The organism is Pseudomonas sp. PB103 (assembly GCF_009764635.1).
Lineage (GTDB): Bacteria > Pseudomonadota > Gammaproteobacteria > Pseudomonadales > Pseudomonadaceae > Aquipseudomonas.
The window spans coordinates 1-13,805 of record NZ_RWIL01000042.1 but is presented as its reverse complement, the minus strand read 5'-3'; the positions used below and the strand labels follow the sequence as shown (position 1 = coordinate 13,805).

The 13,805-nt window shown below is 59.5% G+C and carries 15 protein-coding genes; 11 read left to right on the top strand and 4 right to left on the bottom strand.

Going from position 1 to position 13,805, the window contains the following annotated elements; all coding sequences use genetic code 11:
• The first annotated feature begins 1 nt into the window (after position 1).
• The 4 genes from EJA70_RS07840 to purT all read left to right on the top strand — a co-directional run bounded on the left by EJA70_RS07840 (position 2) and on the right by purT (position 2,713).
• Entirely contained in the window at positions 2-526 is a 525-nt protein-coding gene (locus EJA70_RS07840) for a gamma carbonic anhydrase family protein (RefSeq protein WP_007954617.1), read from the top strand.
• Positions 523-735 (top strand): DUF1289 domain-containing protein, encoded by a 213-nt coding sequence (locus tag EJA70_RS07835; protein ID WP_158830378.1) that lies wholly within the window; start codon positions 523-525, stop codon positions 733-735. The genes EJA70_RS07840 and EJA70_RS07835 overlap by 4 nt, the downstream gene beginning before the upstream one ends.
• A 228-nt stretch (positions 736-963) precedes the next feature.
• Positions 964-1,431 (top strand): preQ0 transporter, encoded by a 468-nt coding sequence (locus EJA70_RS07830; RefSeq protein ID WP_158830377.1) that lies wholly within the window; start codon positions 964-966, stop codon positions 1,429-1,431.
• Between the two features lie 100 nt (positions 1,432-1,531).
• Complete coding sequence (purT, locus tag EJA70_RS07825; protein ID WP_158830376.1) at positions 1,532-2,713, top strand: formate-dependent phosphoribosylglycinamide formyltransferase; 1,182 nt, start codon at positions 1,532-1,534, stop codon at positions 2,711-2,713.
• A 113-nt stretch (positions 2,714-2,826) separates the two neighbouring features.
• Here the strand turns inward: purT and EJA70_RS07820 are convergent, their stop codons facing one another.
• The 3 genes from EJA70_RS07820 to EJA70_RS07810 all read right to left on the bottom strand — a co-directional run bounded on the left by EJA70_RS07820 (position 2,827) and on the right by EJA70_RS07810 (position 6,504).
• Positions 2,827-4,143 carry an MFS transporter gene (locus EJA70_RS07820; RefSeq protein ID WP_008081636.1) on the bottom strand — a complete coding sequence of 439 codons (1,317 nt, stop codon included), beginning with the start codon at positions 4,141-4,143 and terminating at the stop codon, positions 2,827-2,829.
• A 294-nt stretch (positions 4,144-4,437) separates the two neighbouring features.
• Positions 4,438-5,679, bottom strand: a complete 1,242-nt coding sequence (locus EJA70_RS07815; protein WP_158830375.1) for a transporter associated domain-containing protein — start codon at positions 5,677-5,679, stop codon at positions 4,438-4,440.
• A gap of 12 nt (positions 5,680-5,691) precedes the next feature.
• A complete protein-coding gene (locus EJA70_RS07810) occupies positions 5,692-6,504 on the bottom strand; it encodes an inner membrane protein YpjD (protein WP_008081632.1) in 813 nt (270 codons plus the stop codon).
• Between the two features lie 210 nt (positions 6,505-6,714).
• Here EJA70_RS07810 and ffh point away from each other — a divergent pair, with 210 nt between their 5' ends.
• The 6 genes from ffh (at position 6,715) to EJA70_RS07780 (ending at position 10,849) form a co-directional block, all read left to right on the top strand.
• On the top strand, positions 6,715-8,091 hold the full coding sequence (gene ffh, locus EJA70_RS07805; RefSeq protein WP_053117442.1) for a signal recognition particle protein: 1,377 nt from the start codon (positions 6,715-6,717) through the stop codon (positions 8,089-8,091).
• A gap of 251 nt (positions 8,092-8,342) precedes the next feature.
• Complete coding sequence (gene rpsP, locus EJA70_RS07800; RefSeq protein WP_003185073.1) at positions 8,343-8,594, top strand: 30S ribosomal protein S16; 252 nt, start codon at positions 8,343-8,345, stop codon at positions 8,592-8,594.
• Positions 8,595-8,599: 5 nt separating this feature from the next.
• Positions 8,600-9,136, top strand: coding sequence for a ribosome maturation factor RimM (gene rimM, locus EJA70_RS07795; RefSeq protein ID WP_158830374.1), 537 nt, complete (start codon positions 8,600-8,602; stop codon positions 9,134-9,136).
• A 2-nt stretch (positions 9,137-9,138) separates the two neighbouring features.
• Complete coding sequence (gene trmD / locus EJA70_RS07790) at positions 9,139-9,891, top strand: tRNA (guanosine(37)-N1)-methyltransferase TrmD (protein WP_008081628.1); 753 nt, start codon at positions 9,139-9,141, stop codon at positions 9,889-9,891.
• Between the two features lie 45 nt (positions 9,892-9,936).
• Positions 9,937-10,287: a 50S ribosomal protein L19 gene (gene rplS / locus EJA70_RS07785; RefSeq protein WP_003175895.1), complete on the top strand. Its 351-nt coding sequence runs from the start codon at positions 9,937-9,939 to the stop codon at positions 10,285-10,287.
• 148 nt (positions 10,288-10,435) lie between these two features.
• Positions 10,436-10,849, top strand: coding sequence for an acyl-CoA thioesterase (locus EJA70_RS07780; protein WP_158830373.1), 414 nt, complete (start codon positions 10,436-10,438; stop codon positions 10,847-10,849).
• A gap of 114 nt (positions 10,850-10,963) precedes the next feature.
• Here the strand turns inward: EJA70_RS07780 and EJA70_RS07775 are convergent, their stop codons facing one another.
• Positions 10,964-12,775 (bottom strand): sodium:proton antiporter, encoded by a 1,812-nt coding sequence (locus tag EJA70_RS07775; RefSeq protein WP_158830372.1) that lies wholly within the window; start codon positions 12,773-12,775, stop codon positions 10,964-10,966.
• Positions 12,776-12,883: 108 nt separating this feature from the next.
• Here EJA70_RS07775 and xerD point away from each other — a divergent pair, with 108 nt between their 5' ends.
• On the top strand, positions 12,884-13,780 hold the full coding sequence (gene xerD / locus EJA70_RS07770; RefSeq protein WP_158830371.1) for a site-specific tyrosine recombinase XerD: 897 nt from the start codon (positions 12,884-12,886) through the stop codon (positions 13,778-13,780).
• Positions 13,781-13,805 lie beyond the last annotated feature (25 nt).

Below are 13,805 nucleotides of genomic sequence, written 5' to 3'. Positions count from 1 at the left end.
GATGAAATACCGCTTGGGCGACGCCCGTGTCGAGACCCACCCGCAGAGCTGGGTCGCCCCCAATGCCGTGCTGGTAGGCAAGGTCAAACTGGAAGAGGGCGCCAACGTCTGGTTCAACGCCGTGCTGCGTGGCGACAACGAACTGATCCTGATCGGCAAGAACAGTAATGTGCAGGACGGCACCGTGATGCACACCGACATGGGCTATCCGCTGACCATCGGTACCGGCGTGACCATCGGCCACAACGCCATGCTGCATGGCTGCACGGTGGGCGATTACAGTCTGATCGGCATCAACGCGGTGATTCTCAACGGCGCGAAGATCGGCAAGAACTGCATCATCGGCGCCAACTCACTGATTGGTGAGGGCAAGGAGATTCCCGATGGTTCGCTGGTGATGGGCTCGCCGGGCAAGGTTGTGCGCGAGCTGACCGAGCCGCAGAAGAAGATGCTTGAGGCCAGCGCCGCGCACTATGTGCATAACTCTCAGCGTTACGCGCGCGATCTGGTTGAGCAGGAAGAATGACAACCGCCGAACGACCTGTCGCCTCGCCGTGCGTGAATATTTGTGCGCTGGATGAGGAGGATATTTGCACCGGGTGCCAGCGTACGGTGGAAGAGATTACCCGCTGGAGCCGCATGAACAATGACGAGCGCCGGGTGGTGCTGGGGTTGTGTCATGAGCGGGCGAAGGCGAGTGGGTTGGTGTGGATGATGCCGTCGTCGAAGTCGTGATCGGCATGAGTATGCCCTCACCCTAGCCCTCTCCCAGAGGGAGAGGGGACTGACCGAGGTGTCTTTCGCTATACGCCGACCTGAAATATTGAGCCGAACTCAGGTTTCGAAAAGCCCGCGATCTGCTCCCTTTCCCCCTCGCCCCCTTGGGGGAGAGGGTTGGGGTGAGGGGGTGGCTCTTGAACTACCGCTCCAGTAATCTGTGCGCCAATCTGCCAGGTCGCCTCCATGATTTTCCTCATCGCCTACATCAGCAGTGTCGTGCTGATCAACTTCGCCTTCTCCACCGCGCCGCACCTGGACATCATCTGGTCGGCCTGGGGCGGCTTGGTGTTCGTGCTGCGCGACATGGTGCAAATCCGTTTCGGTCACGGTGCGATCGCGGCGATGCTGGCAGCGTTGGTACTGTCTTACGTCACCTCCGATCCCTCCATCGCGCTGGCCAGCGCCACGGCGTTCGCGGTTTCCGAGTGCATCGACTGGCTGGTGTTCAGCATCACCAAACGGCCATTGCGCGACCGCTTGTGGATCAGTTCGGCACTGAGCATCCCCCTCGACACCTTCATCTTTTTCGGCATGATCGACTTGCTGACACCGCCGGTGATCGTCACCGCGCTGCTGTCGAAATTCGCTGGCGTCACCGTCGTCTGGCTGATCATGGCCTGGCGCGATCGCAAACAGGCCGTCGCCGGCTGAAGCTAAAGCCTCGGGTTCATGTAAAATGCCGCGCTTTCTCCCCATGGAAAGCGCGGCTGGCGTTGCTTTCCTCGATGATCCGCTGCTTTGAGGACCTGAGATGACCCGTATCGGAACTCCATTGTCGCCAACCGCGACCCGCGTATTGCTGTGTGGCTGTGGTGAGTTGGGCAAGGAAGTGGTGATCGAGCTGCAACGCCTGGGCGTTGAAGTGATTGCCGTCGACCGTTACGCCAACGCGCCGGCCATGCAAGTTGCCCATCGCAGCCACGTGATCAACATGCTCGACGGCGCCGCTCTGCGTGCGGTGATCGAAGCCGAGAAGCCGCACTTCATCGTGCCGGAAATCGAAGCCATCGCCACCGCCACCCTGGTTGAACTGGAAGCCGAAGGCTTCACCGTGATCCCGACCGCGCGCGCTGCGCAACTGACCATGAACCGCGAAGGCATCCGTCGTCTGGCCGCTGAAGAGCTGGACCTGCCGACCTCGCCTTACCACTTTGCCGACACCTTCGGGGACTACAGCAAAGCCGTTGAAGACCTGGGTTTCCCATGCGTCGTCAAACCGGTGATGAGCTCGTCGGGTAAAGGTCAGAGCCTGCTGCGCAGCACCGATGACGTGCAGAAAGCCTGGGATTACGCGCAAGAGGGCGGTCGTGCCGGCAAAGGTCGAGTGATCATCGAAGGCTTTATCGATTTCGACTACGAAATCACTCTGCTGACCGTTCGCCACATCGGCGGCACCACGTTCTGTGCGCCGGTCGGTCACCGTCAGGAGAAGGGCGACTACCAGGAATCGTGGCAGCCACAAGCCATGAGCCCGATTGCTCTGGCTGAATCCGAGCGCGTCGCCAAAGCGGTGACTGAAGCGCTGGGCGGCCGTGGTCTGTTCGGTGTTGAGCTGTTCATCAAAGGTGATCAGGTGTGGTTCAGCGAAGTCTCGCCGCGTCCGCACGACACCGGTCTGGTGACCTTGATTTCCCAGGATCTGTCGCAGTTCGCCTTGCACGCTCGGGCGATTCTGGGCTTGCCGGTGCCGTTGATTCGTCAGTTCGGGCCTTCGGCTTCGGCGGTGATTCTGGTGGAAGGGCAGTCGACGCAGACTGCATTCGCCAATCTCGGCGCTGCGTTGAGCGAGCCGGATACGGCGTTGCGCCTGTTTGGCAAGCCGGAAGTGAATGGTCAGCGCCGCATGGGCGTGGCGTTGGCGCGGGATGAGTCGATCGAGGCAGCGCGTGCCAAGGCGACCCGTGCTGCTCAGGCTGTTGTCGTAGAACTCTAAACCGAGTCGCGTCCATCGCGGGCAAGCCCGCTCCCACAGGTTTTTTGTCGTACACAAAAATTGTGATCAACAGAAATCCCTGTGGGAGCGGGCTTGCCCGCGATAGCGATCTGTCAGGCAACCTGATTCAGATCGTTATCCCGCGTCTCTTTCAGACACAGCACCGCAATCAAACTCAGCACCGCCGCCCCCGACACATACCCGCCGACATAACTCAAACCACCCATCGCCACCAGTTTCTGCGCAAAGAACGGCGCCGCCGAGGCCCCGACGATCCCGCCCAGGTTATACGCCGCCGAAGCGCCGGTATAACGCACGTGGGTCGGAAACAGCTCTGGCAACAGCGCCCCCATCGGCGCAAACGTCACGCCCATCAAAAACAATTCGATGCACAGAAACAGCGCTACGCCCCAGGTCGAACCTTGCGTCAGCAACGGTTCCATCAAAAACCCGGACAGAATCGCCAGCACGCCACCGATGATCAGCACCGGTTTACGCCCATAACGATCGCTGGCCCAAGCCGACAGCGGCGTCGCGGCCGCCATGAACAGCACGGCAAAGCACAGCAATCCCAAGAATGTCTCGCGGCTGTAACCCAGCGTGGAAACCCCATAGCTCAGGGAGAACACCGTCGAGATATAGAACAGCGCATAGCACACCACCATCGCCGCTGCGCCCAACAAGGTCGGTGCCCAATACTGGCTGAACAGCTCGACCAGCGGCACTTTCACCCGCTCCTGACGCGCGATGGCATTGGCGAATACCGGCGTTTCATGCAGTTTCAAGCGCACGTACAAGCCAACCATCACCAGCACCGCGCTGAGCAGGAACGGAATCCGCCAGCCCCAGCTGCGGAATTGCTCATCATCGAGGGTCATGGCCAGAGTCAGAAACAAACCGTTTGCGGCGAGAAAGCCAATTGAAGGACCGAGCTGCGGAAACATGCCGAACCACGCGCGCTTGCCCTTCGGCGCATTTTCTGTGGCCAGCAGGGCGGCACCGCCCCATTCGCCGCCCAATCCCAGGCCCTGACCAAAACGCAGCACGCACAACAGAATCGGCGCCCACGCGCCGATGGTGGCGTAGCCCGGCAGCACGCCAATCAGCGTTGTACATACGCCCATCAACAGCAAGGATGCGACCAGCGTCGACTTGCGCCCGATACGGTCACCGAAGTGGCCGAACAGCGCCGAGCCCAGCGGCCGGGCGAGAAACGCGATGCCAAAAGTAAGAAACGCCGAGAGCATCTGCGCCGTGCCGGACGTCTGCGGAAAGAACACCGGCCCGATCACCAGCGCAGCCGCCGTGGCGTAAACATAGAAGTCGTAGAACTCGATCGCGGTGCCGATAAAACTCGCCGTCGCCACGCGGGTGGCGGAGTTGGTTGGTTGGGCAGGCGCGGTGTCGCTGTAAGCGGTACTGGTCGTCATGCGGTGATCCCTGACAGTCATGAGCTCCGTTGGAGCGAATTATTATGGTCGAACACCCAGGGATGTGGGATGAGGCGCGGTCGCTGTTTCAGGTAGGAGCAGTCGCCGGAGTACAGCGGAAATGGCCGAAACCTGTTGTGTGCGGGGTAAGCACGAGGCGCGGCGGCGCTTGGGTAAGCTGATCTGATTATAGGAAGGGGGCTAACGATCAAACAAGAGCAAAGATCGCAGCCTTCGGCAGCTCCTACATGGGAACGCATTCCAAATGTAGGAGCTGCCGAAGGCTGCGATCTTTTATCGGGCAGGCAGCAAAGCAGGCACAGACGAGGTATGCCAGATCAACACCTTGCTCACCCGGTTCTCCTCAGTCTCAAGAATCTCCAGCCGATAGCGCCCGATCTTCAAGCAAACCGCACTCGCGGGAATCGTCTCCAGCGCCTCAGTCACCAGCCCGTTCAGCGTTTTCGGCCCATCGCTCGGCAGATGCCAGCCCAGGCACTTGTTCAATTCACGAATCGACGCGGTGCCATCGATCACCATCCGCCCATCCGCCTGCGGATGAATGTGCGGGTTATCGAGGCTGTGCTCGCTTTCAAACTCGCCAACGATCTCTTCGAGAATGTCTTCCAGGGTGACGATGCCAAGCACTTCGCCGTACTCGTCGACGACCATGCCCAGCCGCCGCTGCTGCTTATGAAAGTTCAGCAGTTGCAGTTGCAGTGGCGTACTTTCCGGAACGAAATATGGCTCATAACTGGCCGCCAGCAGCGCCTCGATAGTCAGATCACCATTGTTCAACAGATGACGGATCTGCCGGGTATTGAGTACCGCTTCAACCTGATTGATGTCGCTGTGGAACACCGGCAGGCGCGTGCGCTTGTTGTGGCGCAGTTGCTCGATGATCTCTTCAATCGAGTCGTCGAGGTTGATGCCGTCGACATCGCTGCGCGGTACCAGAATGTCGTTAACGGTGATGTTGTCCAGCGCATGTATCCCCGAAACCGGGTGCGCGTGAACAGGATGCTCGGGATCATCACGACGATCACTGGGCGCGTCATCGTCGCTCTGCTGCACCACTTGCGGTTTGCGCGCGAACGGGCGGATCAGCAGGCTGCTGGCACGGCTGAACAGCCAGGCCAGTGGATAAACAATCTTCAGCGGCACCGCCAGCAAGGTATTGCCGAACGCCAGCACCGCATCGGGATAACGCTGAGCGACCGTGCGCGGGAAATAATCGGCGAACACCAGCAGAATTGCCCCGGCACCGAGGCAAGCGGCCCACGGGCCATTTTCCTCGCAGAGGAAAATCGCCAGCAGCGTCGCGATGATCACAGCGAGGGCTCGGCACAAGGTGTTGCAGAGGATCAGGCTGTCGAGCGGGAAGCTCAGCTTCGCCAGCGGTTTATCGCTGGCGCGCGAGGCGGTGCGTTGCGCGAGCAGGTGCTGTTGCGCGATTTCGACGGCGGTAAACAGCCCTGACCATAAAATCAGCAGGACAAATACCGCGAGCATCGGCCCTATGGGCAAACCGTCCATTTATGCCGCCCGTCAGATGTGCAGGATGTATTCACGAACCAGTTTGCTGCCGAAATACGCCAACATCAGCAGGCAGAAACCGGCGAGGGTCCAGCGAATCGCCTTGTGACCGCGCCAGCCGAGGCGATTGCGGCCCCACAGCAGTACGCTGAAGACGATCCAGGCGAGGCACGCCAACAGAGTCTTGTGCACCAGGTGCTGGGCGAACAGGTTCTCGACGAACAGCCAGCCGGAAATCAGCGACAGCGACAGCAGCGTCCAGCCGGCCCAGAGGAAACCGAACAACAGGCTTTCCATGGTTTGCAGCGGCGGGAAGTTCTTGATCAGCCCGGACGGGTGCTTGTGCTTGAGCTGGTGGTCTTGCACCAGCAGCAGCAAGGCCTGGAACACCGCAATGGTGAACATGCCGTAGGCGAGGATCGACAATAGAATGTGCGCGAGGATGCCCGGCTCTTCATCGATGATCTGCACCGTGCCGGTCGGCGCGAACTGCGCCAGCAGCACGGTGATCGCGCCCAGCGGGAACAGCAGCACCAGCAGGTTTTCCACCGGAATGCGCGAGCAGGCGATCAGCGTCAGGGCGATCACCGCCGCCGCGATCAGGCTGGAAGCGCTGAAGAAATCCAGACCCAGACCAATCGGCGTCAGCAAATGCGTGAGCAGGCTGGCAGCGTGGGCCACCACGGCGAAAACGCCGAGGCCAACCAGCAGGCGCTTGTTCGCCTTGGCGCCAGTGGCCAAGCGGGTGCTCTGATAAAGGGTCGCAGCGGCATATAGAAGGGCGGCGGCGAGGGTGGTCAGCAAACTGGGTGACAAGGGGAGCATAAATCCTGTTAGGCAAGCCCGAAAGGGGCTGAGTTTGGCATAGAACCGCCACGACACGAAAGACTCAGGAAGCTGACAGCGAGGTGTCCGCCAGCCGCAGTCTTCGCTATAATCCGCGACCTGCCCACGCCGCAGGCTCGCCGAGCACATGTTGATTCCGGTCTGGGCCGCCATTATCCCGGTCTACACAGGGCCTGAAAGGATCGCGCAATGTTTGAAAACTTAACCGACCGTCTCTCGCAGACGCTGCGCCATGTCACTGGCAAGGCGAAGCTGACCGAGGACAACATCAAAGACACCCTGCGTGAAGTGCGCATGGCGTTGCTCGAAGCCGACGTCGCCCTGCCGGTGGTCAAGGACTTCGTCAATTCGGTCAAGGAGCGCGCTGTCGGCACCGAGGTGTCGCGCAGCCTGACGCCGGGCCAGGCGTTCGTGAAGATCGTCCAGGCCGAACTCGAAAGCCTGATGGGCGCGGCCAACGAAGATTTGAACCTGAGCGCCGTACCGCCTGCCGTCATTCTGATGGCCGGTCTGCAGGGCGCCGGTAAAACCACTACCGCCGGTAAACTTGCGCGCTTCCTTAAAGAGCGCAAGAAGAAGTCGGTCATGGTCGTATCGGCGGACGTTTACCGTCCTGCGGCGATCAAACAACTGGAAATGCTCGCCGGTGAAGTCGGCGTGACCTTCTTCCCGTCCGACCTGAGCCAGAAGCCGGTCGACATCGCGCAAGCTGCTATTAAAGAAGCAAAACTGAAATTCATCGACGTGGTCATCGTCGATACCGCTGGTCGTCTGCACATCGACGAAGAGATGATGGGCGAGATCAAGGCGCTGCACGCCGCGATCAACCCGGTCGAGACCCTGTTCGTGGTCGACGCCATGACCGGCCAGGACGCCGCCAACACGGCCAAGGCCTTCGGTGATGCGTTGCCGCTGACCGGTGTGATCCTGACCAAGGTCGACGGCGACGCCCGCGGCGGTGCCGCCCTGTCGGTACGCGCGATCACCGGCAAGCCGATCAAGTTCATCGGTATGGGCGAGAAGAGCGAAGCGCTTGATCCGTTCCACCCTGAGCGTATCGCCTCGCGCATTCTCGGCATGGGCGACGTGCTCAGCCTGATCGAACAGGCCGAAGCGACCCTCGATAAAGACAAGGCCGACAAACTGGCCAAGAAGCTGAAGAAGGGCAAGGGCTTCGACCTCGAAGACTTCCGCGATCAGCTGCAACAGATGAAGAACATGGGCGGCCTCGGCGGCCTCATGGACAAACTGCCGAGCATCGGCGGCGTCAACCTGTCGCAAATGGGCAATGCCCAAAACGCCGCAGAGAAGCAATTCAAACAAATGGAGGCCATCATCAATTCCATGACCCCGGCCGAGCGCCGCGACCCTGAGCTGATCAGCGGTTCGCGCAAACGCCGGATCGCCATGGGTTCCGGCACTCAGGTGCAGGACATCGGTCGCTTGATCAAGCAGCACAAGCAGATGCAGAAGATGATGAAGAAATTCACCGCCAAAGGCGGAATGGCGAAAATGATGCGCGGCATGGGCGGAATGTTGCCCGGCGGCGGCATGCCGAAAATGTAAAGAATCCGCGCCGGTCGTCGCACCGGCGCAGACCCTGCAAGGACGCAGGATCAACAGCAAACCCGCACTCGGCGGGAGCTGACTGGCCGTTTTCATCGACGGCTCTATATGCAGATCTGCACGGCATGCCATAGGCGCCGGAAAAAGTCATTTGCAAAAGTCCGGATATTCCTTAGAATATGCGGCCTTTCGGGCACCCATGCCCGCTGTGCATTTAGATTTGCAGCACCGACTACAGGAACGATGTTCACATGCTAACAATCCGTCTTGCCCTTGGCGGCTCCAAAAAGCGCCCGTTTTACCACCTGACCGTAACCGACTCGCGTAACCCGCGTGACGGCTCCCACAAAGAACAGGTTGGTTTCTTCAACCCTGTTGCCCGTGGTCAGGAAATCCGTCTGTCCGTGAACCAAGAGCGCGTAGCCTACTGGCTGAGCGTTGGTGCACAGCCTTCTGAGCGTGTTGCTCAGTTGCTGAAGGAATCTGCAAAGGCTGCGGCCTGAGCAATATGAACGCGACGCCTGCTGTTGCCGATGATTTGATCGTTATTGGCAAAATTTATTCTGTTCATGGCGTTCGCGGCGAAGTGAAGGTTTATTCCTTTACTGATCCGACTGAAAACCTGTTGCAGTACAAAACCTGGACGCTCAAGCGCGAAGGCAATGTCAAACAGGTCGAGCTGGTCAGTGGACGCGGGAGCGATAAGTTCCTGGTCGCAAAGCTCAAGGGTCTTGATGATCGTGAAGAAGCTCGTCTTCTGGCCGGTTATGAGATCTGCGTGCCGCGCAACCTGTTCCCTGAATTGACCGACGGCGAGTACTACTGGTACCAGCTGGAAGGTCTGAAGGTCATCGATCAACTGGGGCAATTGCTCGGGAAAGTCAATCATCTTCTGGAAACCGGCGCCAATGATGTAATGGTCGTCAAGCCTTGCGCTGGCAGCCTGGATGATCGCGAACGCTTGTTGCCCTATACGGCGCAATGTGTGTTGGCAGTCGATCTGGCCGCGGGCGAGATGAAGGTGGATTGGGACGCGGACTTCTAAGCGTGGCTAACTTGCGCGTAGAAGTGATCAGTTTGTTTCCCGAGATGTTTTCCGCCATCGGCGACTACGGCATCACCAGTCGAGCGGTCAAACAGGGGCTCTTGCAGCTGACCTGTTGGAACCCGCGGGATTACACGACGGATCGGCATCACACTGTGGACGATCGCCCGTTTGGCGGTGGTCCGGGCATGGTGATGAAGATCAAGCCCCTGGAAGATGCTCTGGTTCAGGCCAAGGCAGCAGCCGGGGAGGCGGCGAAGGTGATTTACCTGTCCCCCCAAGGCCGTCAACTGACTCAGTCGGCGGTACGCGAGTTGGCACAATCGGATGCATTGATCCTGATTGCCGGCCGCTATGAAGGCATTGACGAGCGTTTTATTGAAGCTCATGTCGATGAAGAGTGGTCGATTGGCGACTATGTACTGTCTGGCGGCGAGCTGCCGGCCATGGTCCTGATCGATGCGGTTACACGACTGCTGCCTGGAGCTTTAGGGCATGCGGACTCCGCCGAGGAAGATTCCTTTACGGATGGTCTGCTGGATTGCCCGCACTACACCCGACCTGAGGTGTATGCGGATCAGCGTGTACCCGACGTGTTGCTGAGTGGCAACCACGCGCATATCCGGCGTTGGCGTTTACAGCAGTCCCTTGGTAGGACCTTTGAACGACGCGCCGATCTTCTGGAAAGCCGCTCGCTTTCTGGAGAAGAGAAGAAGCTGCTCGAGGAATACATCCGCGAGCGGGACGATAGTTAACAACGTATCGATGGTAGATCGAACGATTTACCTTAGGAGCACAGCATGACCAACAAAATCATCCTTGCACTCGAAGCAGAGCAGATGACCAAAGAAATCCCTACCTTCGCCCCAGGCGACACTATTGTCGTTCAGGTGAAAGTGAAGGAAGGCGATCGTTCCCGTCTGCAAGCGTTCGAAGGCGTTGTAATCGCCAAGCGTAACCGCGGCGTGAACAGTGCGTTCACCGTTCGTAAAATCTCCAACGGTGTTGGCGTAGAACGTACTTTCCAGACCTACTCCCCGCAGATCGACAGCATGGCTGTTAAACGTCGCGGTGACGTACGTAAAGCCAAGCTGTACTACCTGCGCGATCTGTCGGGTAAAGCAGCTCGCATCAAGGAAAAACTGGCTTAAGTCCAGCTTCCGATGCAGAAAAAAGCAGCCTACGGGCTGCTTTTTTGTTGCCCGCAATAAACTGCCCCCATCCTGTAGGAGCTGCCGAAGGCTGCGATCTTTTGATCCTGTTTTCGATTTGCAGTCTACGTTTTACGAGTCATCTCACATGTCTACCCGCGACCAGGAAATCCAACGCCGCACCGAGCTCTCGGTGACCCGCGTCACCAAAGCCGTCTTCCCGCCGACCACCAACCACCACAACACCCTGTTCGGCGGCACTGCGCTGGCATGGATGGACGAAGTCTCCTTCATCACCGCGACACGCTTCTGCCGTCTGCCATTGGTGACCGTGTCCACCGATCGCATCGACTTCAATCACGCGATCCCGGCCGGGTCCATCGTCGAGCTGGTGGGGAAGGTGATCAAGGTCGGCAACACCAGCCTCAAGGTCGAGGTGGAAGTCTTTGTCGAGAGCATGAGCTGTGATGGCCGCGAGAAGGCCATTCATGGGCAGTTCAGCTTTGTTGCCATTGATGACGACAAGCGGCCGGTGCCGGTGCTGCCGGGTTTTGCTACCTGATCTGATACCGAGTCGCGGCCATCGCGGGCAAGCCCGCTCCCACAGGTTTCGTATCGTTCACAACCTTTGTGCACGACACGGACATTGTGGGAGCGGGCTTGCCCGCGATTCGATTTATGCGGCGCCGCTGGCCTCAGGCTGAATCAACGCCAGCAACGTCCAGCCCGATCCAGGCTTCACCGCCGTCTCCGGCGTCACCACATGCACCCAACCGCTGTCATCACGCATGAACAGCAACGTCGCACGATTGCCATGCAGCGCCCGGTAATCTTCCCAGCCAAAACCATCGGTCAACGTCGTGCTATACAGTTCAGACCCTTGGCCCATCTGGCTGGCCAGTTTTGCGTAGGTAAACGCCTCGCTGCCCAATTGATTACCCCGGTGTTCCAGACTCGCCCGATGTTTATCACTGCGCCGACTCTCGTGCCCACTGGCCAACCCGAACAAACGCTGATGCCCGAAGTCATGCCGAAAGCGCATCGCCGCCAGAGTATTGAGTTCACCCGAAGGCGACAGCGCCAGCAAGTGCCCCAACCCGACCAGATCCAGATGCGCGTCGGCATGTTGCGAAGCCGGGTTGCCGAAGTAGGTCGGCAAACCTTCCATGCGCGCCGCGCGAATGTTTTCCCAGCTCGAATCGGTCAGCAGCACGCGGCTACCCAGTTGCTGCAGCGACTTGCCCAGCTCCCGCGCCGGACCGTTCGCACCAACGATCAGGAAACCGCTCGGCGCCGGCTCGGCAACCTTCAATAGCCGTGCAAGTGGTCGTGCGGTCGCGCTTTGCAGCACCACCGTGCCGATAATCACCGCAAACGTCAGCGGCACCAGTAGCAAGGCACCTTCATGCCCGGCCTCATGCAGGCGAATCGCAAAAATCGCCGACACCGCCGCCGCGACGATCCCGCGTGGTGCAATCCAGCACAGCAACGCACGCTCACGCCAACTCAGGCTGGAACCGGCCGTGCTGAGCAATACGTTCAACGGCCGGGCGATCAACTGAATCACCAGCAACAGAATCAGCACCAACGGCCCCAGCCCGATCAACGCATACAGATCCAGGCGCGCCGCGAGCAAAATGAACAGGCCGGAAATCAGCAGCACGCTGAGGTTTTCCTTGAAGTGCAGGATGTGCCGCACATCCACGCCTTTCATGTTCGCCAGCCACATGCCCATCAGCGTCACCGCCAGCAAGCCGGATTCGTGCATGACCTCGTTGGACGCAATGAAAATCCCCAACACCGCCGCCAACGACGCGAGGTTATGCAGATACTCCGGCAGCCACTGCCGGCGGATCACTGTGCCGAGCAGCCAGCCGCCAACAATTCCGAACACCGCGCCACAGACGATCACACCGCCAAAGGTGAACAGGCTTTGCTTCAGACCATGGCCTTCAGCGCTGGCAATGATGAAGCTGTAAACCACCACTGCGAGGAGGGCGCCGATCGGGTCGATGACGATGCCTTCCCAGCGCAAAATATTGGCGATCGAGGCTTTCGGCCGCACCACGCGCAGCATCGGCACGATCACGGTCGGGCCGGTGACCAGCGTCAGGCTGCCGAAAAGGATGGCCAGCATCCAGTCGAAGCCGAGCAGATAGTGCGTGGCGACGGCGATGACGACCCACGTCGACAGGGCGCCGATCGTTACCAGACGATGCACAACGCTGCCGATCTCTTTCCATTCCGACAGGTGCAGCGTCAGGCTGCCCTCGAACAGAATCAGCGCCACCGCCAGTGACACCAGCGGCATCAGCAATGGGCCAAACATTTCCTGTGGATCGAGCCAGCCCAGCACCGGGCCGACCAGAATGCCGGTCAGCAACAGAAACAGAATTGCCGGCAACTTCAGGCGCCAGGCCAGCCATTGGCACCCCAGCGCCGCCGCACCAATCCCGCCAAATGCCAATAGAATTTGCTGCTCGTTCATTGATGCTCCCTGTTCCTTGAAGTAGCGGGCTATGAAAGACTAGCGGCCATTCCTACAGTTCACTCTACATTTGCGCACAGCCCTAGAGGCTGTGTGTCTTGAGCGCCCATGCCTGCCATCGACCATCCACTAATTGACCAATTCCTCGACGCTCTGTGGCTTGAGAAGGGCCTGTCCGACAACACGCGCGGCGCTTACCGCAGCGATCTCGCCCTGTTCAATGGCTGGTTGCGGGAGAAAAACCTCGAGCTGATCAACGCCGGGCGTGAGCTGATCCTTGATCATTTGGCCTGGCGCCTTGAGCAAAACTACAAACCGCGTTCCACGGCGAGATTTCTCTCCGGTGTGCGTGGCTTTTATCGCTATCTGTTGCGGGAAAAAATGATCAGCGTCGACCCGACTTTACGTGTCGACATGCCGCAACTGGGTAGGCCATTACCCAAATCGCTGTCAGAAGCTGACGTGGAGGCGCTGTTGCAGGCGCCGGACTTGAGCGAAGCGATTGGTCAGCGTGACCGCGCCATGCTTGAAGTGCTGTATGCATGCGGTTTGCGCGTGACCGAACTGGTCAGCCTGACGCTGGAGCAAGTCAACTTGCGTCAGGGCGTGTTGCGGGTGATGGGCAAGGGCAGCAAGGAGCGGCTGGTGCCGATGGGCGAGGAGGCGATTGTCTGGATCGAACGCTACATGCGCGATGGGCGCGGCGAACTGCTCGGCGGGCGGCCCAGTGATGTGCTGTTTCCCAGCCAGCGCGGCGAGCAGATGACCCGGCAGACGTTCTGGCACCGGATCAAGCATCAGGCCAAGGTCGCGGGAATCGGCAAGTCGCTGTCGCCGCACACCTTGCGCCACGCCTTTGCCACGCACCTGCTCAACCATGGCGCCGACCTGCGCGTGGTGCAAATGCTGCTCGGCCACAGCGACCTCTCCACCACGCAAATTTACACCCACGTCGCCCGCGCCCGCCTGCAAGAGCTGCACGCCAAACACCACCCTCGCGGCTGACACATCCCCTTTGTTTGAAATACTT

Coding starts and splice junctions, on each gene's coding strand:
- ffh (WP_053117442.1), top strand. CDS start 6,715: ATGTTTGAAAACTTAACCGACCGTCTCTCGCAGACGCTGCGCCATGTC.
- EJA70_RS07815 (WP_158830375.1), bottom strand. CDS start 5,679: ATGGACGGTTTGCCCATAGGGCCGATGCTCGCGGTATTTGTCCTGCTG.
- xerD (WP_158830371.1), top strand. CDS start 12,884: ATGCCTGCCATCGACCATCCACTAATTGACCAATTCCTCGACGCTCTG.
- EJA70_RS07780 (WP_158830373.1), top strand. CDS start 10,436: ATGTCTACCCGCGACCAGGAAATCCAACGCCGCACCGAGCTCTCGGTG.
- EJA70_RS07840 (WP_007954617.1), top strand. CDS start 2: ATGAAATACCGCTTGGGCGACGCCCGTGTCGAGACCCACCCGCAGAGC.
- EJA70_RS07820 (WP_008081636.1), bottom strand. CDS start 4,143: ATGACGACCAGTACCGCTTACAGCGACACCGCGCCTGCCCAACCAACC.
- EJA70_RS07835 (WP_158830378.1), top strand. CDS start 523: ATGACAACCGCCGAACGACCTGTCGCCTCGCCGTGCGTGAATATTTGT.
- rplS (WP_003175895.1), top strand. CDS start 9,937: ATGACCAACAAAATCATCCTTGCACTCGAAGCAGAGCAGATGACCAAA.
- EJA70_RS07830 (WP_158830377.1), top strand. CDS start 964: ATGATTTTCCTCATCGCCTACATCAGCAGTGTCGTGCTGATCAACTTC.
- EJA70_RS07775 (WP_158830372.1), bottom strand. CDS start 12,775: ATGAACGAGCAGCAAATTCTATTGGCATTTGGCGGGATTGGTGCGGCG.
- rpsP (WP_003185073.1), top strand. CDS start 8,343: ATGCTAACAATCCGTCTTGCCCTTGGCGGCTCCAAAAAGCGCCCGTTT.
- EJA70_RS07810 (WP_008081632.1), bottom strand. CDS start 6,504: ATGCTCCCCTTGTCACCCAGTTTGCTGACCACCCTCGCCGCCGCCCTT.
- rimM (WP_158830374.1), top strand. CDS start 8,600: ATGAACGCGACGCCTGCTGTTGCCGATGATTTGATCGTTATTGGCAAA.
- purT (WP_158830376.1), top strand. CDS start 1,532: ATGACCCGTATCGGAACTCCATTGTCGCCAACCGCGACCCGCGTATTG.